The sequence below is a fragment of the Streptomyces sp. NPDC001933 genome (assembly GCF_042890955.1).
Lineage (GTDB): Bacteria > Actinomycetota > Actinomycetes > Streptomycetales > Streptomycetaceae > Streptomyces.
Map to the genome: position 1 here is coordinate 562887 of NZ_JBIASS010000003.1, position 24459 is coordinate 587345.

26 protein-coding genes and 1 pseudogene are annotated in these 24459 nt (G+C 71.4%); 8 read left to right on the top strand and 19 right to left on the bottom strand.

Annotation, left to right across the window (positions count from 1 at the left end; all coding sequences use genetic code 11):
- The first annotated feature begins 124 nt into the window (after positions 1–124).
- A complete protein-coding gene (locus ACFYY7_RS10310; RefSeq protein ID WP_388659414.1) occupies positions 125–2758 on the top strand; it encodes a discoidin domain-containing protein in 2634 nt (877 codons plus the stop codon).
- An 18-nt stretch (positions 2759–2776) separates the two neighbouring features.
- Here ACFYY7_RS10310 and ACFYY7_RS10315 read toward each other — a convergent pair whose 3' ends face one another.
- Positions 2777–2959 carry a hypothetical protein gene (locus ACFYY7_RS10315; protein ID WP_388659417.1) on the bottom strand — a complete coding sequence of 61 codons (183 nt, stop codon included), beginning with the start codon at positions 2957–2959 and terminating at the stop codon, positions 2777–2779.
- A 168-nt stretch (positions 2960–3127) separates the two neighbouring features.
- Complete coding sequence (locus ACFYY7_RS10320; RefSeq protein ID WP_388659419.1) at positions 3128–4036, bottom strand: peptidoglycan recognition protein; 909 nt, start codon at positions 4034–4036, stop codon at positions 3128–3130.
- A 217-nt stretch (positions 4037–4253) separates the two neighbouring features.
- Between ACFYY7_RS10320 and ACFYY7_RS10325 the strand changes: the two genes are divergently transcribed.
- Positions 4254–5819, top strand: a complete 1566-nt coding sequence (locus tag ACFYY7_RS10325) for an SDR family oxidoreductase (protein ID WP_388659421.1) — start codon at positions 4254–4256, stop codon at positions 5817–5819.
- 4 nt (positions 5820–5823) lie between these two features.
- Here the strand turns inward: ACFYY7_RS10325 and ACFYY7_RS10330 are convergent, their stop codons facing one another.
- The 6 genes from ACFYY7_RS10330 to ACFYY7_RS10355 all read right to left on the bottom strand — a co-directional run bounded on the left by ACFYY7_RS10330 (position 5824) and on the right by ACFYY7_RS10355 (position 10113).
- Positions 5824–6315: a S26 family signal peptidase gene (locus tag ACFYY7_RS10330; RefSeq protein WP_388659424.1), complete on the bottom strand. Its 492-nt coding sequence runs from the start codon at positions 6313–6315 to the stop codon at positions 5824–5826.
- Complete coding sequence (locus tag ACFYY7_RS10335) at positions 6312–8144, bottom strand: ABC transporter ATP-binding protein (RefSeq protein WP_388659427.1); 1833 nt, start codon at positions 8142–8144, stop codon at positions 6312–6314. Before ACFYY7_RS10335 ends, ACFYY7_RS10330 begins: the two co-directional genes overlap by 4 nt.
- Positions 8141–8695: a TlpA family protein disulfide reductase gene (locus ACFYY7_RS10340; RefSeq protein ID WP_388659429.1), complete on the bottom strand. Its 555-nt coding sequence runs from the start codon at positions 8693–8695 to the stop codon at positions 8141–8143. Before ACFYY7_RS10340 ends, ACFYY7_RS10335 begins: the two co-directional genes overlap by 4 nt.
- Positions 8692–9243 (bottom strand): MauE/DoxX family redox-associated membrane protein, encoded by a 552-nt coding sequence (locus ACFYY7_RS10345; RefSeq protein WP_388659432.1) that lies wholly within the window; start codon positions 9241–9243, stop codon positions 8692–8694. Before ACFYY7_RS10345 ends, ACFYY7_RS10340 begins: the two co-directional genes overlap by 4 nt.
- Positions 9244–9316: 73 nt before the next feature.
- A complete protein-coding gene (locus ACFYY7_RS10350) occupies positions 9317–9499 on the bottom strand; it encodes a hypothetical protein (protein WP_388659434.1) in 183 nt (60 codons plus the stop codon).
- A gap of 80 nt (positions 9500–9579) precedes the next feature.
- Positions 9580–10113, bottom strand: coding sequence for a peroxiredoxin family protein (locus ACFYY7_RS10355; protein ID WP_388659436.1), 534 nt, complete (start codon positions 10111–10113; stop codon positions 9580–9582).
- A 136-nt stretch (positions 10114–10249) separates the two neighbouring features.
- Here ACFYY7_RS10355 and ACFYY7_RS10360 point away from each other — a divergent pair, with 136 nt between their 5' ends.
- On the top strand, positions 10250–11020 hold the full coding sequence (locus ACFYY7_RS10360; protein WP_388659439.1) for a BTAD domain-containing putative transcriptional regulator: 771 nt from the start codon (positions 10250–10252) through the stop codon (positions 11018–11020).
- A 58-nt stretch (positions 11021–11078) separates the two neighbouring features.
- Here the strand turns inward: ACFYY7_RS10360 and ACFYY7_RS10365 are convergent, their stop codons facing one another.
- From ACFYY7_RS10365 to ACFYY7_RS10400, 8 genes and pseudogenes are all read right to left on the bottom strand, one after another.
- Complete coding sequence (locus tag ACFYY7_RS10365; RefSeq protein ID WP_388659442.1) at positions 11079–11234, bottom strand: hypothetical protein; 156 nt, start codon at positions 11232–11234, stop codon at positions 11079–11081.
- Between the two features lie 157 nt (positions 11235–11391).
- Positions 11392–12045, bottom strand: a complete 654-nt coding sequence (locus ACFYY7_RS10370) for a hypothetical protein (RefSeq protein WP_388659445.1) — start codon at positions 12043–12045, stop codon at positions 11392–11394.
- Positions 12046–12086: 41 nt separating this feature from the next.
- Positions 12087–12620, bottom strand: a complete 534-nt coding sequence (locus ACFYY7_RS10375; protein ID WP_388659448.1) for a hypothetical protein — start codon at positions 12618–12620, stop codon at positions 12087–12089.
- Positions 12620–14299, bottom strand: coding sequence for a hypothetical protein (locus tag ACFYY7_RS10380; protein WP_388659451.1), 1680 nt, complete (start codon positions 14297–14299; stop codon positions 12620–12622). The genes ACFYY7_RS10375 and ACFYY7_RS10380 overlap by 1 nt, the downstream gene beginning before the upstream one ends.
- A 459-nt stretch (positions 14300–14758) precedes the next feature.
- Positions 14759–15211 (bottom strand): hypothetical protein, encoded by a 453-nt coding sequence (locus ACFYY7_RS10385; protein WP_388659454.1) that lies wholly within the window; start codon positions 15209–15211, stop codon positions 14759–14761.
- Positions 15208–15729, bottom strand: a complete 522-nt coding sequence (locus tag ACFYY7_RS10390; RefSeq protein WP_388659456.1) for an RNA polymerase sigma factor — start codon at positions 15727–15729, stop codon at positions 15208–15210. The genes ACFYY7_RS10385 and ACFYY7_RS10390 overlap by 4 nt, the downstream gene beginning before the upstream one ends.
- Entirely contained in the window at positions 15710–16162 is a 453-nt protein-coding gene (locus ACFYY7_RS10395) for a DUF3995 domain-containing protein (protein ID WP_388659458.1), read from the bottom strand. The genes ACFYY7_RS10390 and ACFYY7_RS10395 overlap by 20 nt, the downstream gene beginning before the upstream one ends.
- Before the next feature lie 240 nt (positions 16163–16402).
- Positions 16403–16736: pseudogene (locus ACFYY7_RS10400) on the bottom strand (ATP-binding protein); the annotation flags it as partial.
- 284 nt (positions 16737–17020) lie between these two features.
- Between ACFYY7_RS10400 and ACFYY7_RS10405 the strand changes: the two are divergent.
- Both ACFYY7_RS10405 and ACFYY7_RS10410 read left to right on the top strand, forming a co-directional pair.
- Positions 17021–17527: a DUF2004 domain-containing protein gene (locus ACFYY7_RS10405; RefSeq protein WP_388659460.1), complete on the top strand. Its 507-nt coding sequence runs from the start codon at positions 17021–17023 to the stop codon at positions 17525–17527.
- A gap of 40 nt (positions 17528–17567) precedes the next feature.
- Entirely contained in the window at positions 17568–17765 is a 198-nt protein-coding gene (locus ACFYY7_RS10410; RefSeq protein WP_388659464.1) for a type II toxin-antitoxin system RelE/ParE family toxin, read from the top strand.
- Positions 17766–17848: 83 nt separating this feature from the next.
- On the opposite strand, the gene ychF is transcribed toward ACFYY7_RS10410, so the two are convergent.
- A complete protein-coding gene (ychF, locus tag ACFYY7_RS10415; RefSeq protein WP_388659467.1) occupies positions 17849–18937 on the bottom strand; it encodes a redox-regulated ATPase YchF in 1089 nt (362 codons plus the stop codon).
- A gap of 320 nt (positions 18938–19257) precedes the next feature.
- On the opposite strand from ychF, the gene ACFYY7_RS10420 reads away from it, so the two are divergent.
- Positions 19258–19755, top strand: coding sequence for a DUF6542 domain-containing protein (locus ACFYY7_RS10420; protein WP_356082668.1), 498 nt, complete (start codon positions 19258–19260; stop codon positions 19753–19755).
- A 15-nt stretch (positions 19756–19770) separates the two neighbouring features.
- Here ACFYY7_RS10420 and ppgK read toward each other — a convergent pair whose 3' ends face one another.
- Both ppgK and ACFYY7_RS10430 read right to left on the bottom strand, forming a co-directional pair.
- On the bottom strand, positions 19771–20508 hold the full coding sequence (ppgK, locus tag ACFYY7_RS10425) for a polyphosphate--glucose phosphotransferase (RefSeq protein WP_376314555.1): 738 nt from the start codon (positions 20506–20508) through the stop codon (positions 19771–19773).
- A 65-nt stretch (positions 20509–20573) separates the two neighbouring features.
- A complete protein-coding gene (locus ACFYY7_RS10430; protein ID WP_266729968.1) occupies positions 20574–21563 on the bottom strand; it encodes a 4-hydroxy-3-methylbut-2-enyl diphosphate reductase in 990 nt (329 codons plus the stop codon).
- Positions 21564–21692: 129 nt separating this feature from the next.
- Between ACFYY7_RS10430 and ACFYY7_RS10435 the strand changes: the two genes are divergently transcribed.
- Together ACFYY7_RS10435 and xseA are read left to right on the top strand one after the other, a co-directional pair.
- Entirely contained in the window at positions 21693–23084 is a 1392-nt protein-coding gene (locus tag ACFYY7_RS10435) for an APC family permease (RefSeq protein WP_388659472.1), read from the top strand.
- 161 nt (positions 23085–23245) lie between these two features.
- Complete coding sequence (gene xseA, locus ACFYY7_RS10440; protein WP_351261462.1) at positions 23246–24457, top strand: exodeoxyribonuclease VII large subunit; 1212 nt, start codon at positions 23246–23248, stop codon at positions 24455–24457.
- Positions 24458–24459: the final 2 nt, after the last annotated feature.

Sequence of the window (24459 nt, forward strand, 5' to 3'; positions counted from 1 at the left end):
CCGGGCAGCCGGGCGGGGCGGGCACGGACCGGCCCGTCGCGGCACCGGCGCCCGCCGCCCCGTCAGCCGTTCACCCCGCGTGCCGCGCACCGCCGCACGGCGAGCGCTTCCCTACCTTCGTACGGTGAGCCTCTCGCGCCTCGTTCTCCTCACGTCCCTCACGGCCCTGGTCGCGGGCGCACTGATCGCGCCTGGGGCCCCCGTCCCGCACGCGGCGTCTCCCGCCACAGCGGCGCCTCCTTCCGCGGCGGCCACCGCCTGCGGCCGGGACACCGATCCCGCCTGGGCGCCGACGTCCACCCGGTTCGGCGAGGCGGACGGCTACGACCCCTACACCGGCAACGGATACCTGGGTCACCGGGTGCCCGCGGCGGGCGCCGGCTACGCGGCGTCGGGCGAGAAGACCGGCTGGCCGCTGTTCACCCCGCGCTACGACGGCGCATTCGTCTCCGGTCTGTTCGGGCGCGACAAGGATCTCGCCGTCGGCCGCGAGGTGGTCGCCGCACTGCCGAGCTGGACCGACCTCGACGTGCGCGTCGGCGACGAGACCTACGGATCCGGCACGCCTCCCGGCCGGATCTCGCACTACCGCCAGACGCTCTTCCTGCGCTGCGGACTGGTGCGTACATCGCTGCGGTGGACCACGGCCGACGGCCGCGCGACCGACCTGACGTACGAGGTGCTCGCCGACCGGTCCGATGTGCACACGGGCGCCGTACGACTGCGCATGAAGCCGCGCTGGAACGGCACCGCGACCGTCACCGGCCGGCTCGACCCGAGGGGCGCGCGCCGGATCGCCCTCGCCGCCGACGGTACGTTCCGCACCCTCGGCACCGGGACCGCCGGCGCGATCGTCCAGATGCTGCGCACCGGCGGACCGGGGGCCGGAGCGCCGGTCGCGGCGCGGAGCACGCACCGGGTGCGCGCGGGGCGTACGTACACCTTCGAGAAGTACGTCGGCGTCGACACCTCGCTCACCTCCGCCGCCCCGCGCACCGCCGCCCGCGAGGCCGCCCGGCGCGCGGCGCGGCGCGGCTGGTCCGGGGTGCTCACCGCGAACGCGGCGGCCTGGCGGCGGGCCTGGGCGGCCGACATCTCCGTACCGGGCAGTCCCGACCTCCAGAAATGGCTGCGGGCGGCACAGTTCGGACTGCTGGCCTCCACCCGGGCCGGGTCCCGCGACAGCGTCGCGCCTACCGGCCTGACCAGTGACAACTACGCCGGCATGGTGTTCTGGGACGCCGAGACCTGGATGTACCCGGGGCTGCTGGCCACCCGCCCCGAGCTGGCCCGCCCGGTCGTCGAGTACCGCTACCGCACCCGCGGCGCGGCCCGCGCCAACGCCCGGAAGCTGGGGTTCCAGGGCCTGTTCTACCCGTGGACGAGCGCGAGCAGGGGCGAGCTGTGGTCCGAGTGCCAGAGCTGGAACCCCCCGCACTGCATCACCCAGAACCATCTGCAGGGCGATGTGTCACTGGCCGTCTGGCAGTACTACCTGGCGACCGGGGACCGCGACTGGCTGGCCGGGCACGGCTGGCCGCTGCTCGCCGGGATCGCCGACTTCTGGGCCTCGCGGGCCACCGCCGACGACGACGGCAGCTACTCGGTGAAGGAGGTCGCGGGCCCCGACGAGTACAGCAACGGCGTCACCGACGGGGTCTTCACCAACGCGGTCGCCGCCACCGCCCTGCGCAACGCCACCCGCGCGGCGCAACTGCTCGGTCGCACCGCACCGGTCCGGTGGAAGCAGGTGGCGGACGGCCTGCGCATCCCGTACGACCCGGCGCGCAAGCTCTTCCTCCAGTACGCGGGGTACAACGGGTCGACGATCAAGCAGGCCGACACGGTGCTGCTGATCCACCCGCTGGAGTGGCCGATGGAGCCGGGCGCCGCCGCCGCCACGCTCGACTACTACGCGGCGCGCACCGACCCGGACGGCCCGGCCATGACCGACTCGGTCCACGCCATCGACGCGGCCACGATCGGGGAGCCCGGCTGTGCGACGTACACCTATCTCCAGCGCGCCGTACGCCCGTTCACGCGCGGTCCGTACGCCCTGTTCAGCGAGGCCCGGGGCGCGAAGGCGGGCGCCCAGGACCCGCTGTCGGGCTCCCCCGCCCAGGACTTCCTCACCGGGAAGGGCGGGTTCCTCCAGGTCTTCACGCACGGTCTGACGGGGTTGCGGCTGCGGGAGGACGGGGTGCGTCTGGATCCGATGCTGCCGCCGCAGCTGGGCAGTGGTGTCACGCTGACGGGCCTGCGCTACCGGGGCCGTACGTACGACCTCGCGATCGGCCCCCGGACGACGATGGTCCGGCTGACCTCCGGCGCCCCCTTCACCGTCGACTCCCCCGCCGGCCCCCGCACACTGAGCGGCACGCTCACTCTCCCCACCCGCCGCCCGGACCTCGCCGCGACCACCGACGCGGCCCGCTGCCGCCCGGTGACGGCGACATCGGAATCCCCCGGCCTGTACGCGGCGGCCGCGGTTGACGGCAGTCCGGCCACCGCCTGGTCCCCGGACGGCGCCGAGGGCGCGCTGACGGTGGACCTGGGACGTGCGGGCGCGGTGACATCGGCCGTACCGGAGTGGGCGGACGTACGACCGTTCTCGTACCGCTTGGAGACGTCGTCCGACGGCACGCACTGGCAGCCGTACCGGGCGGGCGGGGTGGCCCGGTCGGTACGGCTGACGGTGGAGTCCGAGGACCCGCAGAAGCCTGCGGGTGTACGGGAGTTGAGGGTGACCCAGCCATGACCGCGAGGCTGTACGGGGTCAGCCTCGGGCGCGGAGCCTGCTGCCGAAGCCGTAGTAGAGACCGAGCAGCACACCGCCCACCGCCGCGACGATCCCCGTCGCCCGGCCCGAGCCGAGGGCCCCGGTGAGGACGACGGCCGCCGCGTACACGCTGGGCAGCCACCAGTTGAAGCCGGATCTCGCGGCCGGACGGTGTTCCATGTTTCCCCCTGATCGACATCGGCAGGCCGCCCACGGTGCGGCGGAGCGCTGCCGATCATGCCATCCGGCCCCGCCCGGCGGAACGGCCTGCGGGAGGAGGAATGGCCCGCGGGAAACGGACCGGCGGGGTCCGGTGCGGCGTGCGCGTCGGCGGCAACGGCGACCTACTCAGCGGGCGACGTCGTGGCGAGGGCCGCTCAGGCTCGCGGCGAAGCGGATGCCGGAGGGCGGGAGCGGCGACGACCTGCCCTGGAGGCTCGCGGCAAGGGTGCGGATGGCGGGGAGCCGCGCGACCAGCGCCTGGCCGGGGCAGTCGGTGGCGAAGCCGTCGCGGTGACCGGAGATGGCATCGAACTCGGCCGAGGTGCCCTTGGCGTAACGGCTGTTGCCGTTGGTGGAGGTGAGCCGCACCTTGCCTGCGGCGTCGACGCCGCCCAGTCCGAGCTTCCAGGCCGCGAGGGCCACGATCGCGTGCTCCATGGCCGCCGGTACCTGCGTCCCCGGCCCGAAGGTGCCGATGGCCGCGATCCCCGTGGTGCCCTGGTTGAACCCGAGGGTGTGGGAGCCGACGACGGGGCGGTCCGCGCCGCCGGCGCGGCCTTCGTAGATGGTGCCGCACTTGTCGACGAGGAAGTTGTAGCCGAGGTCGCCCCAACTCCGGTCACGGGTCTGGCCCGTGTACAGATTGCGCAGGGTACGGGGGACATCGGCGCAGTCGTAGCCGTTGGGGGTGTCGGTGTGATGGATGAAGACCGCCCTGACCCCTGCCGCGTAGTGCGCATGGCGGTCGCGCCTGGTCTCGTCGGCCCGCCACTGCGCACGCGAGACGATGGCCGGCCGGGGCACCAGGCGGGGCGGCGCCATCGAAGCCGCCCCGAGGGCCGGGAACGGGCGCCCGATGCCGGCGACCGGCCCAGCGGTCGTTCCGGGCCGCCGCACGGACGGGGCCCCTTCCGGCGCCGGGTCGCGGACGGTTCGGGCCTTCGTCACTCCGGCGGGTGCCACGAGGAGGGGAAGCGCCATCGGAACGGTGACCCACAGCGCGATTCGGTACAGACGCATTCGGTACGGACGCACGGGAGAAAACCTTCTTCGTCTTTCGCCGGCATGCCGACGGGAGCGCGTATGCCCACAGCCTCGCGGCGCCCGGTCCGCCGCGCGCGCCGGGTTAGTGCAGTCAGGCGAGCACGGCGACACGCCGCGAAGTGGGCCCCCGGCATGCGGGTTTCATCCATTTTCATACATGATCGGCCGATATCGGGGATGGTCGAGGTGAACGCGCGGAGGCACGGTCGTGGGCACGGACGGACAGTGCGACGGGGACGCGGAACGGCTGCACTGCCTGGTCACCGGGGCGTCCGGGTACATCGGCGGGCGCCTGGTCCCGGAACTGCTGCGAGCGGGCCACCGGGTGCGGTGCCTGGCCCGCACCCCCCGCAAGCTCCGTGACCATCCCTGGGCGGGGGACGCCGAGACGGTGCGGGGCGACGTGACGGACGCGGGCTCGGTGGCCGCGGCCATGCAGGGGATCGACGTGGCGTACTACCTGGTGCACGCCCTCGGCACCGGTTCCGCCTTCGAGGACACCGACCGCCGGGCGGCCCGTGTCTTCGCCGAGCAGGCACACTCGGCCGGCGTACGGCGGATCGTCTATCTGGGCGGACTCACGCCACCGGGCGTACCGACCGGGTCGCTCTCCCCGCATCTGCGCTCCCGGGCCGAGGTCGGCCGGATCTTCCTCGACGCACCGGTGCCCGCCACCGTGCTGCGGGCGGCGGTCGTCATCGGTTCGGGATCGGCGTCCTTCGAGATGCTGCGGTATCTGACCGAGCGGCTGCCGGTCATGGTCACCCCCAGCTGGGTGCACACCCGTACCCAGCCCATCGGGGTACGCGATGTGCTGCGCTATCTCGTCGGCTCGGCCACCATGCCGGACGACGTCGACCGGGCGTTCGACATCGGCGGGCCCGACGTCCTCACGTACCGGGAGATGATGTGCCGTTACGCCGCCGTCGCCGGCCTGCCCCGGCGGCTCATCGTTCCGGTTCCGGTGCTCACGCCGCGGCTGTCCAGCCACTGGGTCGGTCTCGTCACCCCGGTGCCCGCCTCCCTGGCCCGGCCGCTGACGGAGTCACTGCGTCATGAGGTCGTCTGCCAGGAGCACGACATCGCCCGCTACGTCCCCGACCCGCCGGGCCTGCCGCTGCCGTTCGACGAGGCACTGGAGCTGGCGCTGCGCCGGGTGCGTGAGGCCCAGGTCGCCACCCGCTGGTCCTCCGCGGCCCTGCCGGGAGCGCCCAGCGATCCGCTGCCCACGGACCCGGACTGGGCCGGGGGCAGCCTCTACCAGGACGAACGGCAGCTGCCGGTCGACGCGGACCGGAAAGCCCTGTGGCGGGTGATCGAGGGAATCGGCGGCGACAACGGCTGGTACTCCTTTCCGCTCGCCTGGGCGGTCAGGGGGTGGCTGGACCGGTTCGTCGGCGGGGTGGGGCTGCGCCGTGGACGACGCGACGCCGAGCACCTGCGCGTCGGGGACTCGCTGGACTTCTGGCGGGTCGAGGAGATCGAGCCCGGACGGCTGCTGCGGCTGCGCGCGGAGATGCGGCTGCCGGGCCTCGCCTGGCTGGAGATGTACGCCGAGACCGGCTCCGACGGCCGTACCCGCTACCGGCAGCGGGCGCTGTTCCACCCGCACGGCCTGCTGGGCCACGTCTACTGGTGGTCCGTCTCCCCCTTCCACGCCGTGGTCTTCGGCGGCATGGCCCGCAACATCACCCAGGCCGCCGCCAAGGGGCTGAGCGCACACCGGCGTTCACCGCACGCCGACCGCGCCCGGGGGCCCCGCCCCGGGCCATGAGCCCTCACCCGCCCGACGAAGGCAGCGAAGAAGGCGCACCGGGAGCCGCGGCGGCCCGCAGGCGGAGTAGAACCGCCCCGACGACCTTGTCCTCGGGGCAGTAGCCGCACTGCTTGGAGTCCCGTGAGCCCGGCTTCTCCCCCAGGAGGACGAGCATGCCCGGCGGTACGTGCGTACCGGGGCACCGGACGGCCCAGTGCGGTACGGGCTCTCCGGCGACGGCGACGACGCGTTTGACGTACCACGAGTCGGGCGTGGTGTCCGCGGGGCCGTGCCAGCCGTGCTCGGGGTGGGGTGCGACGACGACGGCCACCCGGCCCGTGGCGACGCGGCGGGTGCCGCGCAGCACCAGGAGCCGGTCGCCGGGCATGAGCGTCGGCGACATGCTGTACCCGCGGACGGTCACGGCCAGCAGCCGGCGACGCGCCAGCGACAGGGCCGCGGCGAGGACGAGGAGTGCCCCGAGGACGAGGAGCACCGGGACCGCGGCGCTCATCGGACGGTCTCCTCGTAGCCCTCGGCCTGCGTGGTGAAGAGCTCGGCGTACATGCCGCGGGCGGTCATGAGCTGCTCGTGGGTGCCTTTCTCGCGCACGGTTCCGTCGGCGATGACGACGATGGTGTCCGCGGCGCGGACGGTGTTGAGGCGGTGGGAGACGAGGATGCTCGTCGCGCCCTCGCGCAGTGCGGCGAGCCGGTCGTGGACGTGGCGTTCGGCGACGGCGTCGAGGCCGGTGCTGGGTTCGTCGAGGATCATGAGGTCCCGTTCGGAACGCATCAGGGCCCGTGCGAGCGCGAGGCGTTGCCACTGGCCGCCCGACAACTGGACGCCGGAGTTGGTCTCTTCGGTGTCGTCGGGGAAGAACATCCGGCTGAGCATGGTGTCGTACCCCTGCGGCAGGCCGGCGAGGGCGGTGTGGATGTCCGCGTCGGCGGCGGCGGCGTGGATGCGTCCGTGGTCGTGGAGGGAGCCGAGGTCGCCGAGGCCGATGTTCTCCCCGGCGGTGAGGTCGTACTCCATCGGGTCCTGGAAGACCACACTGACGCGCCTGCGCAGCTGGTCCGCGGGGAGGTCCTTGAGGTCGATGCCGTCCCAGTGGATGCTGCCGCGCTGCGGGTCGTAGAGGCGGCACAGCAGTTTGACGAGGGTGCTCTTGCCGGCCCCGTTGAGTCCGACGACGGCCAGGCTGGTGCCGTGCGCGATGGTCAGGCTGACTCCGCGCAGGATCCAGGGTCCGTCGTCGGTGTAGCGGAACCACACGTCCCGGAGTTCGATGCCGCGGCTCAGTGGCGGTGGGGCGATCGGGGCGGCCGGGGCGGGGAGGTCGTCGCGGACCTGGGTGACATGCAGGTAGTGGCCGAACAGCAGGGCCGTCTGGTGGCTCTGGGCGATGGACCCGACCAGGCCGACGAGGGCCGTCTGCAGCCCGGCGAGGGCGGCGACCAGGAGGGACACGTCACCGGCGGTGAGGGCGTGCGTGGCGGCCTGGTGCACGCCCCAGACGAGTGCGCCGGTGGAGACGAGCGCGCCGAGGGCGGCGAGGGCCGTCTCGTAGGCGGCGAGGCGGCGGTCGAGGTGTTCCTCCTGCTGGTTGATGCTGTCGAGATCGGTACGCAGGCGCTGCGCGAAGTAGTCGCCGAGGCCGTAGAGGCGGATCTCCTTCGCCGCCTGGGTGTCGGTGAGGAGCCCCCGGTAGAAGATCTGGCGGCGGGCGAGGCTGCTGGTGCGCCAGAACATGTCGGCGCGGTGGCGGCTGTTGGCCAGGTGGGCGAAGAGGGCCGGCACGGCCGCGGCGAGGAGTATCGCGGCCAGGGTGGGGCTGATGAGCAGGACGCTTCCCAGGAAGCCCACCAGGGTGAGGGCCCCCTGGGCGCCCTGGAGCACCGCGCCGACGAGCCGTTCGGCGCCCTGGGCGCTCTGGATGGCGAGTTGGACCCGGTCGTGGAAGGCGGGCTGTTCGAGCCTGGACAGCCCGCTGAGCCGGTTGACGGCCGTGAGCAGGTCGCTCTGGGCCCGGGTGGAGGTGGCGCGGCGGATGCGGCCGTCGGCGTAGGAGGAGACGGCCGAGGCGGCGGCGAGCAGGACGGTGAGCAGGCCGATGCCGACCGCGGCCCGGTTGAGGTCCGCGGCGCGGAACCCGTCCGCGGCGAGGCTGTCGACCACGTACTTGAGCAGCCAGGAGGCGGCCACGGGGGCCGTACCCGCGACGACGACGGCGGCGACCCGGACGGCGAGGGCCCCGGGGCAGGACCGCAGCGTGAGGGCGAGTACGGCGGTGAGACCCCGCAGGAACTCGGCCGGGCGGGAGGCGGGCTGCCCGCTCATGCGTCGAGGAGGTCGAGCGCGGTCAGGGACCCCTGGCCGATGCCGGTCTCGGTGACGGTCCCGTCGGCGTCGAGGAGGACGAAGCTCGGGTGGTGGCGTACGCCGAAGGCGCGGGCGACGAGGCCGTTCGGCGGTTCGGTGGCGGTGAGATCGGTGAGCGGTCCGACTGCTTCGAGCAGGGGGCCCGCGTCGGTGGGCCGTCCATTGATGACGGCGACGAGACGCGCACCCGACGGGGTGTTCGCCTCGGCCCACCGTCGGATCCCGGGGAGGCTCTCCCGGGTGGGCCCGCAGTCGGGGCGCAGGAAGCAGATGAGGGCGGGGTGGCCTGCCAGGGCGGATTCGTCGACTTCGCCCTGGGCGGTGTGCAGGGTGAAGGCGGGGGCGCGATCGCCTTCGCTCACGGCGAGGGCCGGAGGGCCCTGGGTCGTGGCGGCCGGGGCGGGGGCGGCCATCGTGGCCCGCCAGCGCTTGGTGACGGCGACGGTGAGCAGGGCGTTGACGAGGGTGACCGCGGCGAGAAGGGCGAGGCCGGTGATGGCGTAGCTCACTGCGTGATCGTCCTTTCGGCGTCGGCCGGGCGGGCGGCGAAGAAGGCGGCGAGGTCGTCGGTGAAGACGGCGAACAAGGTGAGGTGAATGGCGACCGCCCCTGCGAGCACCAGTGCGGGGGCGGTCAACGGGCCGGCCGTGCCCTGGGTGAGGGCGATGGTGCCGCCGAGGAGGGCGAGCACGGTGAGTGTGACGTTGCGGGCGACGTGCCAGGGGCCCATGGGCACCGTGGTCCTGCTGCCGAAGCAGGGGCAGCCGGCGGAGCTGCCGCGCCGCATGGTGGTGACGGCGACGGTGGTGAATCCCGCGCACAGGGCGGCGGCGACGGCCAGGCCCGCGGTGAGCGTCCGGGGCAGGGCGAGGAGCACGGCGGCGAGGAGCTCGGCCGCGGGCACCAGGACGGCGAGGGCCGGCCGGGCGGCGGCCGGCAGGTAGGGGAGGTCGCCCAGTGCCGTGGCGAATCGGCGGCGGTCGCGCAGCTTGGCGAAGCCGGCCACGGCCAGCACGCAGATCAGGGTCAGGCGGCAGACGAGCAGCAGGTCGGACAAGGGTGACTCCGGGGGAATGGGTCCTGGGCCGGCGGACACGGGGCGGGCCGTGCGCGGCCCGCCCCGTGGTGGTTCAGCAGTAGTCCCAGCTACCGCAGCTGACCGTGCAGTTGGGGCCCTTGTAGCAGCAGCGGCGGCACCGCTGGGCGCTGGTGCTCCACTCGGTGTAGCAGTCCGGCGGGCAGGCCGCCTCGGCCTCGGCCTTGGGCAGGATCCGCTCGATCAGGCGGCCGGCACCGGCCTTGAGTGTGCGCATGGTTCTCCTCTTCCTGTGTGGATGGGATGTGCGTGCTCCACGGTGCGGCGGCGGTCCGCGGACCGCCGCCGCACCGGGGTTCAGGAGGCCGCCGGTACCGGTTCGCGGCCGGCGGCCGAGGGAGCGGCGACAACGCCGTCCTGGTAACTGAGGACCGTGGGGAAGGCGGGGACGCGCAGCGCGCGGAAGAGGGGTGAGGCCTCGGGCCCCGGTACCACCTCGTCGGCCGTCCCGGCGAGTTGGGCGGTCAGGCTGCTCCCGCCGGCCTCGTCCCCGATCACCAGGGCCAGGACCCGCCCGCCCGCCGCCCGGACCCGGTCGGCCCGGTCGGCGAAGTCGGGGAGGCTGTCGGTGCAGGACGGGCAGTCGTGGGAGAAGACCCCCAGCAGCAGCTCGCCGGAACGGAATCCGTCCTGGGTCACGGTCCGGCCGCTGAGCGCGGTGGCGGTGAAGTCCGGTAGCCCGTCCCCGGGTTGTGGCCCCTGGGATGCGAAGTCGTGGCGTCGGCGCACGGCTTCGAGCTCCTGCCAGCGGCGCAGGATGACCATGAGCAGGACGAGGTTGAGCAGGGCGACGGCTCCGACGAGCACCAGACCGGCAATGACGTAAGGCAAGTTCGACCCCCTGGCGCGGTTGCACGGGTGAGCAGTGTGATACGTGGGGCCTGTCGGGAGGATGCCAAGACCTTGCCAGGACCATGACGGGCTGAGCATGATTGCCGCCATGCTTGCCACGGGGTCGCATTTTCGAGTGCTGGGCAGAGTTGAATGGACCGTCGACGGATGTCCCAAGGCCATCGGTCGCCGACGTGAGCGTCTGCTGCTGGGCTTACTTCTGCTGGAGATGGGCCGGCCGCTCCCGATGGACCGGCTGATCGACCTCCTGTCGGACGAGGAGGGGCGGCCACGGTCCCGGACCGATCTCTACGTGGACGTCTGCCGACTGCGGGCAAGCCTTCGCCGGGGCGGGTGCGACGGGTCGGTGGGGCTGGTACGGAGCGGCTCGACGTACACCCTCACCGGCGATCCGCAAATGGTGGACCTGCACCGCTTCACCCAGCTGGTCAACCGGGCCCAGCGGAGCACCGAGCCGCAGGAGATCTCACGACTCGCCTCGGCCGCCCTGGCCGAATGGCGGGGCGCGTTACTGGAGGACGTCGCATCCGAGCGGACCCGCCAAGGCATCGGCACCGCTTTCGACGAACTGCTGATCTCGGCACAACTGCTGCGTGTGGCAGCGGAGTTCAAACTGCGCAACTACTGGTCCCTGGCCGCGGAGCTCGCGCGCCTCACCCAGGAGTACCCGGAGCACGAGATGCTCCTGGCCTTCCGCGCGGCCACACTCTACGAATGCGGCCGCCGCGCGGACGCGCTGCGCATACTGTCCTCGGCGCGAGCGGAGATGACCGCCCGGCTGGGCCTGGACCTGAGCCGCGAACTCCAGGATCTGCGCCAGGCGATCCTGCGGGACGGCCCGGTGGACCTCCGCATATTCCGAGGCGGCGCCCTGGACGCCGTGTGACGCGGCGGCGTCGGGCCCGGCGGCCTGGAGAGCCCGGCCAAGGGCTGTCCCGCGCGGTTCAGTCGGCGATGCCGTAACGCGCGTGCAGCCGGCGCAACGGTGCCGGGGGCCACCGGTTGCCACGTCCCGCAAGCCGCATCAGGACGGGAACGAGGACGGCACGGATCAGGGTGGCGTAGACGAGGATCGCGACGACCATGCCGAGGCCGGGCATCTTGAGGTAGACGATGCCGGAGGAGGCGTACGTGGCGAACGAGGCGGCGTCCAGAAGTACGTCTCCGGTCTGCGCGGCGCCCTCGCCGCCGGGGGCCTGCCGAGGGCGAGCCCCCGCAGTTCGCGTGGACGGCGGGCGGAACGGTTCTGCCGAGCGGTCATGAGTGCTCTCGCCGCATGTGGCCGTTGACCGTGTCGACGATCTCCTGAAGCCTGTCCCGGGTGGCCCACGAGAGATGCTTCCTGAGCCCGTCCGCCCCGGGAAAGAGGACGAGGGCGCGCTGCGCTTCGGTGCTGTAGGAGACCGCCCGCCCGGTGCAGTACGGATGCTCATCGGTCACGGCCGAGCGGATGACGTCCGCGAAGGGGCGGTCCCCCTCGTCGGCGAGCATGGCATCGAGGCCGAACAGACAGGGAAAGGTCTGCAGGAATTCCCTTCCGCCCATGGCAAGCTCCTCGTACTCGGGAACCCCTTGCCGATCGGCCATACGCACCAGCTCCGCCAGGATCCTCAGATATTCAGCCGGATCCATTCCATCGGCCGCGCGCACGACCTTCTTCCCGAATTCCGACGGATACGCATCAACCGTTCCCGCCCGTTCGACGAAATCAGCAGCGGCATCCAGCATCCCGGACGAGGAATAGACCGAGCAATTCCAGTCGGCCACCCAGTCACTGCGGACCAAGCGAACGTAGCGCCGAATCTCGTCGTCGAAAGACAGCTCGCCGCCGGACTCCTGGACCGCGACGGCAATATCGAGGATCCTCCGCACCGGGCCGTCGGAGAACAGCGACGCGGGGAAGGACTGCAAGAAACGCTCCTCTCAGGTCTCAGACCGGACGCCGCGCGGGATCAGGGCTCAGAGCGAGAGGCCGGCCGCTCCCATCGCGCGACGAGGTCGGCACCAACCACGAGAAGGGCCCCCTCCGTGAACGCTATCTCGTGCGAGAAGCCGTGCGGATGCGGGAGCAATTCGTCCAGCTGGAGATCGCCCAACCGAGGCACCCCATCGCCGCACTCGACGAATCCACCCCCTCCCCCGAGCCCGGACCCTCCAGCGCCCCCGGCATCATCATCGGTTTTCACCCGGAAATCCCGAACGCCCGAGTACCGGATACGCAGACCGCCCTCGTGCTTCCATTCGTTCGGCCCCAGCGACAACTCGAGCGACACGCGTCCGTGATCGTCGACGAGGTCGACCCGGTCCAACGTCAAATCCTTCACGCAGCGCGAGCTGCCGAAGTCGTAGTGGTCAGGATCCGAGGCGAACTCCGCCGCACCGGCGGGAAGGTCGGGCAGGAGCCCCGGCAGGACTCGGAGGTATTCCTGCGGGTCCAAGTGAAATCCGTACAGATCCTGCAGTGGCCGCACGTGGACGTACTTCATCAGCAGCCGCCGGTGATCCGGGCGCGCTTCCAGCTGTCGCCCTTGATTTTCTCCGTGCCCTTGGGCCCGATGCGGCCTTCGCGCCTCATCTCACCCACCGCCAGCCCCTTCAGGAGGTTGTAGGTTTCGCGCGGCACCTTCACATCCGCACTCTTTCCGTGCTTGGCGAACCATCCGTCGCTGCCGAAGATCCCGATTTCCTTGCCGTTCTTGTAGACATGGATCTCGAAATCCGACGTACCGCCGATCTCGAACCGGTCGAGCCGTCCAGTGTAATTGCTCCCGAAGTTCAGCGGGTCCTTCTTGCCCGCCGCCGTACGGTCGGCGTGCGGCACCACGTCCGTACGCAACTGCTGCACTTCACCACGCGGGGAGGCATCCGGCGCGAGGAGACCGGAGCGGAAGTCACGCGTGGCGGAGCACGGCCCGGCGCCCTTGCGCTCCTTGCCGACCTTCTCCACGAGCCGCTTGACCTCGACCGTGGCCAGCGCTCGCGCCGTGATCAGGGAGTTGGCCCGCAACGGGATCGTGTACTGCACGGGCCGACCGCCGTTGGCGCGCGAACGGGCGCGGGCCTCCGCCTTCTTCTGCCCCTCCACCGAGGCGAAGGTGCCGCCCGCCCCCGGGTTGGAGCAGGTGAGACTGCCGGACACACCGCTGCCGGAGACCGGGAACGTCGCCGCCGGGCTGGTGCAACTCCCGCCGGAGCGCCCGTCGATGGTGAAACTGGAAGTCATGACCGCCGTGACCTGCCCGCCCGTCAGGCGGGACCTGGCGTCCGCGGTGATCTGCCCCGAGAAGTTCCCCGTGGCGGTGCAGCCGCCGGAACTGCAACTCACCGACCCGTCGCCCCGCAGGGACAGCGAAATGCCGCTGTCCCCTGCCTGGCTCAGGGCCTTGGTCTGCTTCTCCAGGGTGTCGTACATCGCGGGGGCCTTTTCGGGGGTGACCGGCTCAAGGTCCAGCGCCATGGTGTCCTTGCCGTCGAACGGCCCGCCCCCCTCAGCCCTTGCCCCGGCCCCGGCCGTGACGACCTGGGCCACGGCCCGCACGGCACTGGCCCGCGCTCCCCCCGACGCCGAATCGGCGGGCGGCTCCAGCCGCAGCAGCCGGTAGGGCTCGTGGGCAGTGATGACCAGGCGCCCGGCAGCAGTTTCGAGCGCCTGGGCGGGGACACCGCCGATGTCGCGCCGCTGGGAGGCGTATCCGTCGCTGCCGGGGTCGGTCTCGAGATCGGCCAGGGCCTGCAGCAGCGACGCGGCGAGTTCCGGCGGCGCCGGCCGGTGCTCGGCCAGTTCGTCGGTGATCCCCTCGTCCCGGCCCGCTCCGGCGTCCCACCTGCTCGGCTTCTTCTCACCGTCCTTCGCCGCTGGGTCCAGCCGCCATCGGACGAACGTCTTCCCTCCGACGCTCAGGAACTCACGGTCGAGCTCCTCGCGGCCGAACCCGGTACTGCCGAAGCGGCTTCCGGCGGAGGTGACGGTGACCTCGCGTTCCATCAGACCGCCCGGCGAGTCGTCCTTGTAGCGCAGTCCCGGGACGGTGACGAGGTCGGCCAGCGCGAGACGGTAGGGCGCGAGCAGCCGGGGGTCGGCCTTCGCCTCTCGCTTGCCGTCGGCCGCCGAACGGCGGGGATCGCTGCCACCGAGAAGGGCGACCCCCGCAACGAGCGCGAGCACGAGAACACCCACAACCGCGGTAAGAATCAACACCGCACGCCTGCCCACCGGACGCCGCGGCCCCTGGCCCCCACCGGGCGGGCCGGGCGGATACGGCGGCAACGGCGGCACCCCGCCGGGGGGACCGAACGCCCCGGGCGGCGGAACGGGCACGCCCTGGCCCGCCCCCCACGGCCCGCTCAGCGGCGGACCGAACACACCCTGACCCTCGCGGCCCTCGTTCTGCTCCGGCGCTGCCATCCGCTCCCCCGACCTCGCTGCCGGCCCCAGCGGTGCAGCCACTGGCGAACACTGCGGGCCCAGCCCTGCCGCCTCGAACGGTCGTATTGTCCAGGAAGCCGACGCGACCGGCGACCCCCTTTCGCGCCATACGGGTGCGGCACCCCCTGCTCCGAACTCGACGTCGGCGAGGTCGAGCCCGTTGCCCGGCTCCGGGCGCCCGGAGCCGGTGACTTCCCGTCAGAGCAGGGCCGTCAGACGCTTGACGCTGCGGCTGCCCTCACGACGTACGCCCAGGGGGATCAGGGCGGCCTGGGTCGGCAGGCGCACGCCACCGGTGAACGCCACCCGAGTGCCCGGGCCTTCTGGCGCCGCCGCCACGCCGAGCAGCAGGAACCGACTCTGCAACCAGCACCAGCCGGGCCGCTGCACACCACGCAGCCGTGCCCGCATCCCGTACCTGCTGTGCGCCAGCGCCTCCACACGCTCGCCCTGCCGACAGACGACGCGCAGCCGCTCCATGTCGGGCACGACCTGCCCGAAGGCACCCTCCAGGTCTCCCAGCAGGGCCCAGACCCGTTCGAAGGGGGCGTCCATGTACGCCTCGGTCACGTGGGCGCCGCGAATACCGCCGGCCAGGACGTGCAGGCGGCGCACGGGGTCGAGGTCAGCGATGGGCCAGGGATCGTTCATGATGTCCACGCCTTCCGGAAGGTGTCGCGGGCCCGGTGCAGCCGCGACTTGACGGTGCCCGTGCGCACGCCGAGCAGGGCGGCGGCGGTGCGCTCGTCCAGGCCCTCGACGTCACGCAGCATCAGCACCGCGCGGTGCTCGGGTGAGAGCCGGTCCAGTACGTCCCTGATGTCGGCGGAGAGTTGGGGGTCGCCGCGGGCCGGGAGCGCGCTGAGGTCTGCCGGCACAGTGCGGGCGGCGCGGTGCGCGGTACGGATCGCCTCCCGCACCGCGATGGCACGGACCCAGCCGTGCAGGGCGGCAGGGTCCTTCAGCGTGCGCAGCGACTTGAAGACCGCCACCAGGGCCTCCTGCGCGGCGTCCGCGCCCTGGCCCAGGGCTATGGGCGCGCAGACGCGACCGACGTACGGGGCGAGCAGGTCCAGAAGTTCGGCCATGGCGAGGGTGTCGCCACGCTGGGCGGCTCGCACGAGCCGGACCGTCCGGTCATCGGATCGTTCATCGGGCACGGGCCGCATCCTTCCACCGCGCCACCCGCAGAGCGGCGACGGCCAGGACGGCACACAGCGGGGTGTAGAGAACGAGGTTGAGCCAGTAGAAGGCAGTGCCGGTCTCCTTGGCGAACAGCCAGAAGACCCCCGCCACAGCGCGCAGCGCGAGCCCCGCGGTCACGGCCAGGGTGCCGACGCGGAACAGCAGAGGGCGGGGCCGGCGAGTGCGGGCGAGAACGAAGGCGGCAGCGGTGAGGAGCAGGGCGACAAGAGGAAGCAGGATCGGTGGTGTGAACGGCACATCCGTACCGAGAACCGCGTAGGACAGACTCCTGTCGTCGGCCGCGGGCCATGTGGCGCCCGTCGTCCAGTACAGGTGGAGCGCAGCGTCCACGGTGAGCACCGAGGCGACGAGCACGGCGGCACGGGTCGGGGCGGGGATGGCAGGCCGGTTCGGCATGGGTCCTCCTACATCGGCAAGGAATTCCGTCGCCCTGTTGAGGACCTGTCCGCGCGAAACGTTCCCTCGGAGTACGCGAATTCTGACCCACGGGTCTCATCCGATCCGCTCCGTGCAGGCAGGCGGCATGTGGAGGACTGGCTTCGTCGAGACGGGACACGTCCCGAACGGCCGACGTCCAGCGGCTTCCGATCGGAAAGACACCGACAACACGAGTTCAACTCACCTGCCATCCGCCACTCACAGCGGCCAGGCGGTCAGCAAATCGCCGGGGCCGTAGGTGGCGTCGAGCCCCGGACAGTCGACTCCACTACGCGAAACCGCCACGACGGGAACAGGTTCGTCGGTGAGGGCAGCCCGGTGCCGATGCAGAGCGGCCAAGTCATGCCGGTCGAAGGGCGACTGCTCCAGCCACTTGATGGAGCCGACGAAGAGCAACTCCTTGGCGATGGGGGCGCGGTCGGCCCCGACGATATCGATCTCGATGTCGTCGGTGCGGATCCAGTAGCCGCCCACCGCGTGGGCCGGGGGGCAGCCGGTCGTCGGGCAGTATCCGCGCCAGGGCCTCACGGACCGAACTAACAACAACGTTAGTTACATAGAGGTTAGTGATTGCCTTCGTGGCCCTCGGCAGACGCGTCGACTGAGCTCTGAGCCGTGGCAACAGTCTGTGCACAGGCAGGCACTCAGGAACGTCGTTTGGGGCAGGCCACGCGTGCGGATCGGGTACTGGCGGGTGACACCGGAGGCGCTGCACAGACAGAACCGGTACCCCGCAAGGAATGATCACGGCCGTAACCTGGATCAGGAACGTTCACTATTCCTCAAGCCCTCCCCACCCATCGGAATGACAGCCACATGAAGAGCATCGATCACCCTTACTTCGGGCACCTTGAGGTTCCACCGGTGGACGGGACGGAAGTCATCTGGGAAGGCACAGCCGCGCTGGGCAGCAGCGAGGTCGAAGTCCGGCTGTGGGCCGACCCCGGCTCCGGGCTGGATGCGGGAGAACTTGATGCGTTCGCGACGCACCTGGACCGTCTGCCGGCCCTGGACACCGCGGCTCGCGCGGAGATCCGTAAGAACCTGCAGCAGGATCGCTACTTCATCGACCACCACGCCGACGAACTCGACGACATCGAAGTGATCAAGCGCCTCTCCCGGGAAGCGAACGGCGAAGCGATCAGCGTCGACGCGTTCACTGCAGCCATGCACCCCGTTCGGATCGGGCTGTGGCACCTGATCGGCGAGAACGAGGCCCGGATCGTCATGGACTACACGATCGACGCTGCGACCAGTGACGAACTCCTCGCCGTCAAGGTGGCCCGCGACGGGGCCGTGGTATCCGTCGACTGGGAAAGCTGACGGCGCCGACCCCCGCCTCGGTGGTGGAAGATCGACGCGTATGGCGACGCCAACACGATCACGACCGCGACCTCACGAACGGCAAGAGGTACAAGAGGTAATAGAAGGCACTGCTCCCGGAGCTCTGTCCCGGAATCAGCCACCCAATCGGCAGCGCGCCGTCTACACCATCGGCAGCGGGGAACTAGTGGTGTGGGTCGTACACGTCGGACACCGCTCCACGGTCTACGACGCGTAGCCGCTTCAGGTTCTGCGGACGACTGCGGGCAGCACAACGGCCTGGCCTGCCTTCTCGCAGGTCAGGCCGTTGTTCACGCCCAATCAGACGTTGAAGCGGAACTCCACCACGTCCCCGTCCTGCATCACGTAGTCCTTGCCCTCCATGCGGGCCTTGCCCTTGGCGCGGGCCTCGGCGACGGAGCCGGTTTCGACCAGGTCCTCGAAGGAGACGATCTCCGCCTTGATGAAGCCCTTCTGGAAGTCGGTGTGGATCACACCGGCTGCCTCGGGGGCCGTGGCGCCCTTCTTGATCGTCCAGGCCCGGGCTTCCTTCGGGCCCGCCGTGAGGTAGGTCTGGAGGCCCAGGGTGTCGAAGCCGACGCGGCCGAGGGTGGCCAGGCCGGGCTCTTCCTGGCCCATGGACTGGAGGAGCTCCAGGGCCTCGTCGTCGTCGAGCTCGATCAGCTCGGACTCGATCTTGGCGTTGAGGAAGATCGCCTCGGCGGGGGCGACCAGGGCGCGCTGTTCGTTCTTGAAGTCCTCGTCGACCAGCTCGTCCTCGTCGACGTTGAAGACGTAGAGGAAGGGCTTGGCGGTAAGGAGGTGCAGCTCGTGGAGGAGCTTGCCCTTCTCGGTGCCGGCGGTGATGCCCGCGGCGAAGAGGGTCTGGCCCGACTCCAGGATCTTCTGGGCCTCCTCGACCGCGGCGAGGACCGCGACCTTCTCCTTCTGGAGGCGGGACTCCTTGGTGAGGCGCGGGACGGCCTTCTCGACGGACTGGAGGTCGGCGAGGATCAGCTCGGTGTTGATCGTCTCGATGTCGTCCTTGGGCGAGACCTTGCCGTCGACGTGGACGACATTCTCGTCCTTGAAGGCGCGGATGACCTGGCAGATCGCGTCGGACTCGCGGATGTTCGCGAGGAACTTGTTGCCCAGGCCCTCGCCCTCCGAGGCGCCGCGGACGATGCCGGCGATGTCGACGAAGTCGACCGTCGCGGGGAGCAGCCGCTGGGAGCCGAAGATCTCCGCCAGCTTGTTCAGCCGGGCGTCCGGGACGCCGACGACGCCGACGTTCGGCTCGATCGTGGCGAACGGGTAGTTGGCCGCCAGCACGTCGTTCTTGGTCAGGGCGTTGAACAGGGTCGACTTGCCGACATTCGGCAGGCCGACGATTCCGATCGTGAGCGACACGTTGGCGACTTCCTGAGGAGTGAGGTGGGTGGAGGGGGACCGCGGACCGGGTGGGCCGATTCTCCAGTTTACGGGCGGGGGCAACCGGGTCCCCACGGGTCCGGTCGGGTGCCGATTCGGTTCCCGTTCGGCCGTGTGGCATCGAACTCATCCCCTAGGTCGCGCAAAGGGCGTGTCCCGTACCTGATTCCTGCCGCCCGGCGACCTACGTTGTCCCGGTGGAGCAGCACAGGACACGTCCCCCGCAGCGCAGGCAGTCTCGCCAGGCCCCGCTGTCCCCGCAGGGCACCATCGAGGAGACCGCGACCGTCTACCGGGTGGTGAGCGCGCCGGAGGGCCGTACGCGTCCGGTGCCGCCCGTCGTTCTCGCGCTGCGCAGGCTGCCGAACCCCCGGCTGACCGGGATCGGGGCCGGGCTCTTCGCCGCTGCCACCATGTTCGTACTGGCCTGTCTCGACCTGCTGGTCCTCGACGGTTCGTCGGTGGTGTTCGGTGTGCTGTTCCTGCCGGTCTGCGCGCTGACCGCGCTGTGGGTGCGGCCCGCGGACCTGGTGACCGCGCCGATCATCGTGCCGATCGCGTTCGCCGTCGGCGTCGTCCCGATCGCCGGTGGCACGGGCGGCTTCGGCGGCCAGACCATGGCGGTCGTCACCGCGCTCGCCGTGCACGCCGGGTGGCTGTACGGCGGAACGCTCATCGCCGGGCTCATCGCGACCGTACGGAAGGTACGGCTGATGCGTCAGCGGCAGCGCCGCATGCTGCTCGCCGCCCAGACGGCCCGGCCCTCCTCGCAGGGACCGCGCCGCCCGCGCCGGTGAGCGGCGAGCAGCGCTCTAGTTGCCCCTGGCCGCCATCGCCGCGCCGACGATGCCCGCGTTGTTCTGGAGCTCCGCGGGCACCATCTCGGCCCGTACGTGCTCGATCAGGGGCAGGAACTTGTCGGCCTTGCGGCTGACCCCGCCGCCGATGATGAAGAGCTCGGGCGAGAACAGCATCTCCACATGGGCCAGGTACTTCTGCACCCGGTGCGCCCAGTGGTGCCAGCTCAGGTCCTCGTCCTCCTTGGCCTTGGTGGAGGCGTGCTTCTCCGCGTCGTGGCCGTTCAGCTCCAGGTGGCCCAGCTCGGTGTTGGGTACGAGCCGGCCGTCGATGAAGAGGGCGCTGCCGATCCCCGTACCGAGCGTCAGGACGATCACGGTTCCCTTGCGGCCCCGGCCTGCGCCGAACGTCATCTCCGCGACACCGGCCGCGTCCGCGTCGTTCAGCACGGTGACGGGGAGGCCGAGCCGGTCGCCGAGCAGTCCGCGGGCGTCCGCGTCGATCCAGCCCTTGTCGACATTGGCCGCGGTACGGGTGACCCCGCCGGTGACCACGCCCGGGAAGGTGACGCCCACCGGGCCCGACCAGTCGAAATGGCCGACGACCTCGGCCACGCACTCGACCACGTCCTTGGGCGTGGCCGGGTGCGGTGTGAGTACTTTGTGGCGCTCCTGCGCCAGGTCTCCGCGGTCCAGGTCCACGGGAGCGCCCTTGATCCCGGATCCGCCGATGTCCACGCCGAAGATCTGCATGCAGTCCACGGTACGGGCAGGCTGCCCGGCCCACTTCCCGAAAGCCGGACGGCGTAAGCCGGGTGTCACTTCTCCGAGAGGGCGGCGGCCTCGGCGCGCAGGTCGCGGCGGAGTTCCTTGGGCAGCGAGAAGGTGATGGACTCCTCGGCCGCCTTCACGATCTCCACGTCCTCGAAACCGCGCTCGGACAGCCAGGCCAGGACGCCGTCGACCAGCACCTCGGGGACCGACGCCCCGGAGGTGACTCCGACCGTGGAGACACCCTCCAGCCAGGCCTCGTCGATCTCCTCGGCGAAGTCGACCAGATGGGCGTCGTTCGCACCGGCGCCGAGGGCGACCTCGACCAGGCGGACCGAGTTGGAGGAGTTCTTCGAGCCGACGACGATCACGAGGTCGGCGTCCGCGCCCATCTGCTTCACCGCGATCTGGCGGTTCTGCGTGGCGTAGCAGATGTCGTCGCTGGGCGGCGAGATCAGGAGCGGGAACTTCTCCTTGAGCGCGCCGACCGTCTCCATCGTCTCGTCGACGGAGAGCGTGGTCTGGGAGAGCCAGACGACCTTCGACGGGTCGCGCACCTCGACACCGGCGACGTCCTCGGGGCCGTCGACCAGCGTGATGTGGTCGGGGGCCTCGCCGGAGGTGCCGATGACCTCCTCGTGGCCCTCGTGGCCGATCAGGAGGATGTCGAAGTCGTCCTGCGCGAAGCGGACGGCTTCCTTGTGGACCTTGGTGACCAGGGGGCAGGTCGCGTCGATCGTGGCGAGCTTCCGCTCGGCCGCCTCCTCGTGCACGGTCGGTGCGACGCCGTGCGCGGAGAACATCACGATCGAGCCCTCGGGGACCTCCGCCGTCTCCTCGACGAAGATCGCGCCCTTCTTCTCCAGGGTCTGTACGACGTACTTGTTGTGAACGATCTCGTGGCGCACGTACACCGGGGAGCCGTACTGCTCCAGAGCCTTCTCCACGGCGATCACGGCACGGTCCACCCCCGCGCAGTAGCCACGGGGAGCGGCGAGCAGGACGCGGCGAGGTGTCGTAGCAGTCATGCGAACCATCGTAAGGCCGAGTCGAACGCGCGGAAGATCAGCCCGGTGGTGAGACTGGCGGGACTGGGAGGACTGGCAGGGCTGGCAGGGCTGGCAGGACCTGACGGGGCTGAACCGTACGCGACTCTGGGAGGGCTCATGCCGGACACCGGCAGCGGCGGGACTACTGGGGTGGCGGGGGCGCATCAGGAAAGCGGGAGGCTGCGGCGGACGCTCGGGTTCCGGGACCTGGTGGTCTACGGGCTCCTGTTCATCGCGCCGATGGCTCCCGTCGGGGTGTTCGGCACGCTGGACGCGAAGTCCGGCGGTGCCGTCGCGCTGGTCTACGTCGCGGCGACGGTGGTGATGGCGTTCACGGCGTTCAGTTACGCCCAGATGGTGCGGGTCGCCCCGCTGGCCGGTTCGGTCTTCGCGTACGCGCGCAAGGGGCTCGGGGAAGGGCCGGGGTTCATCGCCGGGTGGATGGCGATGCTCGACTATCTGCTGATCCCGGCGGTCGCCTATCTCTTCTCCGGGATCGCGCTGAACGCGCTGGTGCCGTCGGTGTCGCGGTGGGTGTGGACGGCGCTCGCCGTCGTCGTCACCACACTGCTCAACCTCTGGGGTGTGCGGGCCGCCGCCCGGGTCGGCTTCGCGGTGCTGGCGATGGAGATCGTGGTGCTGCTGGTGTTCCTGGTGTCGGCGGTGGTGGTGCTCGTACGGGACGGGGCGCAGCGCGGCTGGCTGACTCCGCTCACTGGTGATTCGGGCTTCTCCGCCTCGGCGGTGCTGGGGGCGGTGTCGGTGGCGGTGCTGTCGTATCTGGGCTTCGACGCGATCGCCACGTTCGCGGAGGAGGTGACCGGGGGCTCGGCGAAGGTGGCGCGGGCGCTGCTGTTCTGCCTGGTGCTGGCAGGTGTGCTGTTCGTGGCGCAGGCGTATCTGGCGGCGCTGCTCGAACCGATGACCTCGGCGGAGCTGGCCGCAGATCCGGCCGCGCAGGGGTCGGCCTTCTACGACACGGTGGACTCGGCGGTCGGCGGCTGGCTGCACGATCTGGTGGCCGTCAGCAAGGCGATCGGGGCGGCGTTCGCGGCCCTGGCGGGGCAGGCGGCCGCGGGACGGCTGCTCTTCGCGATGGCCAGGGAGCGGCGGCTGCCCTCGGTGCTCGCCAAGGTCGACCCGGGGTCCGGGGTGCCGCGGGTCGCGATCCTGCTGGCCGCGACGGTGACGCTGATCGCTGCGGTGTGGGCGGCCCGGCGCGCCGACGGGCTGGACCATCTGGTGTCGGTCGTCGACATCGGTGCGCTGACGGCCTTCGTGCTGCTGCACGCGTCGGTGGTCGGCTGGTTCGCCGTACGCCGGATGGCGGGGCCGCCGAGCTGGTGGCGGCATGTGCTGGTGCCGGTGGTGGGCGCGGGGGTGCTGATCGCGGTGATCGTGGAGGCGACCCCGAGCGCTCAGGTGGTGGGGGTGTGCTGGTTCGCGGTGGGGCTGGTGGTGCTGGCGTTGCAGTGGGGGCGCGGGGTACGGCCCGGGGCGGCGGGCTGACGGGTGAAGTGGTGACGGGGCGACGGGGTGACGGGGTGACGGGGTGGCGGGGTGACGGAATGAACCGACGCTCCTGAGCCTGGCGGTCCTGACACTCCCTGGGACCCGGCGGTCCTGTCGTGGGCGCCCGATTGTCGGTGGGGGCCGATACGCTCGCTCGCATGGCTCTCCAGACGTCCGCGGAAGCTCCGCTGCCCGTAGGTGATGTGTCGCGGCTCATCGGCGGCTGGATCGACCGGCTCGGGGCGGTCTGGGTCGAGGGGCAGATCACCCAGCTGTCCCGGCGGCCGGGCGCCGGGGTGGTGTTCCTGACGCTGCGCGACCCGTCGCAGGACATCTCGGTGAGCGTGACGTGCTTCCGGCAGGTCTTCGACCGGATCGCGGATGTGGTGACGGAGGGGGCGCGGGTCGTCGTCCTGGCCAAGCCGGAGTGGTACGCGCCGCGCGGCCAGCTGTCCCTGCGGGCCACGGAGATACGGCCGGTCGGCATCGGTGAGCTGCTGGTCCGCCTGGAACAGCTGAAGAAGTCGCTGGCCTCGGAGGGGCTCTTCGCGCTCGACCGGAAGAAGCCGCTGCCGTTCCTGCCGCAGCTGATCGGCCTGGTCTGCGGACGGGCTTCGGCGGCCGAGCGCGATGTGCTGGAGAACGCCCGGCGGCGGTGGCCCGCGGTCCGCTTCGAGGTGCGCAACGCGGCGGTGCAGGGTGTGCACGCGGTGAATCAGGTGGTCCAGGCGGTGAAGGAGCTGGACGATCTGCCGGACGTGGACGTGATCGTCGTGGCTCGGGGCGGCGGCAGCGTGGAGGACCTGCTGCCGTTCTCGGACGAGCAGCTGATCCGGACGGTGGCCGCGTGCCGTACGCCGGTGGTGTCGGCGATCGGTCATGAGCCGGACTCCCCGCTGCTCGACCTGGTCGCGGACCTGCGCGCCTCCACGCCGACCGACGCGGCGAAGAAGATCGTGCCGGACGTGGGCGAGGAGCTGGACCGGGTGCGGCAGCTGCGTGACCGCGCGCTGCGGACGGTACGGGGGCTGCTGGACCGGGAGGAGCGCGGACTGGCGCACGCCCTGGGCCGGCCGTCGATGGAGCGCCCCCAGCGGATGGTGGACGAGCGCGCGGCGGAGATCGACGCGCTGGTCGGGCGGAGCCGGCGGGTGCTGGGGCATCTGCTGGACCGGGCGGACTCGGAGCTCGCCCACACCCGGGCGCGGGTGGTCGCGCTGTCGCCCGCGGCGACGCTGGAGCGCGGTTACGCGGTGCTGCAGCGGGCCGACGGCCACGTCGTGCGGGATCCGGCGGAGGCGGGGGCGCCGGGCGAGGTGCTCCGGGCGCGGGTTTCGGGGGGCGAGTTCGCGGTGCGGGTGAGCGAGTGAGC

Bases quoted from the DNA above. Each gene is read 5' to 3' on its own strand.
- ACFYY7_RS10315 (WP_388659417.1), bottom strand. From the start codon at position 2,959: ATGGAACACCGTCCGGCCGCGAGATCCGGCTTCAACTGGTGGCTGCCC.
- ACFYY7_RS10330 (WP_388659424.1), bottom strand. From the start codon at position 6,315: ATGAGCGCCGCGGTCCCGGTGCTCCTCGTCCTCGGGGCACTCCTCGTC.
- ACFYY7_RS10335 (WP_388659427.1), bottom strand. From the start codon at position 8,144: ATGAGCGGGCAGCCCGCCTCCCGCCCGGCCGAGTTCCTGCGGGGTCTC.
- ACFYY7_RS10350 (WP_388659434.1), bottom strand. From the start codon at position 9,499: ATGCGCACACTCAAGGCCGGTGCCGGCCGCCTGATCGAGCGGATCCTG.
- ACFYY7_RS10365 (WP_388659442.1), bottom strand. From the start codon at position 11,234: ATGCCCGGCCTCGGCATGGTCGTCGCGATCCTCGTCTACGCCACCCTG.
- ACFYY7_RS10375 (WP_388659448.1), bottom strand. From the start codon at position 12,620: ATGAAGTACGTCCACGTGCGGCCACTGCAGGATCTGTACGGATTTCAC.
- ACFYY7_RS10385 (WP_388659454.1), bottom strand. From the start codon at position 15,211: ATGAACGATCCCTGGCCCATCGCTGACCTCGACCCCGTGCGCCGCCTG.
- ACFYY7_RS10390 (WP_388659456.1), bottom strand. From the start codon at position 15,729: ATGCGGCCCGTGCCCGATGAACGATCCGATGACCGGACGGTCCGGCTC.
- ACFYY7_RS10395 (WP_388659458.1), bottom strand. From the start codon at position 16,162: ATGCCGAACCGGCCTGCCATCCCCGCCCCGACCCGTGCCGCCGTGCTC.
- ACFYY7_RS10405 (WP_388659460.1), top strand. From the start codon at position 17,021: ATGAAGAGCATCGATCACCCTTACTTCGGGCACCTTGAGGTTCCACCG.
- ACFYY7_RS10410 (WP_388659464.1), top strand. From the start codon at position 17,568: ATGGCGACGCCAACACGATCACGACCGCGACCTCACGAACGGCAAGAG.
- ppgK (WP_376314555.1), bottom strand. From the start codon at position 20,508: ATGCAGATCTTCGGCGTGGACATCGGCGGATCCGGGATCAAGGGCGCT.
- ACFYY7_RS10430 (WP_266729968.1), bottom strand. From the start codon at position 21,563: ATGGTTCGCATGACTGCTACGACACCTCGCCGCGTCCTGCTCGCCGCT.
- ACFYY7_RS10435 (WP_388659472.1), top strand. From the start codon at position 21,693: ATGCCGGACACCGGCAGCGGCGGGACTACTGGGGTGGCGGGGGCGCAT.
- xseA (WP_351261462.1), top strand. From the start codon at position 23,246: ATGGCTCTCCAGACGTCCGCGGAAGCTCCGCTGCCCGTAGGTGATGTG.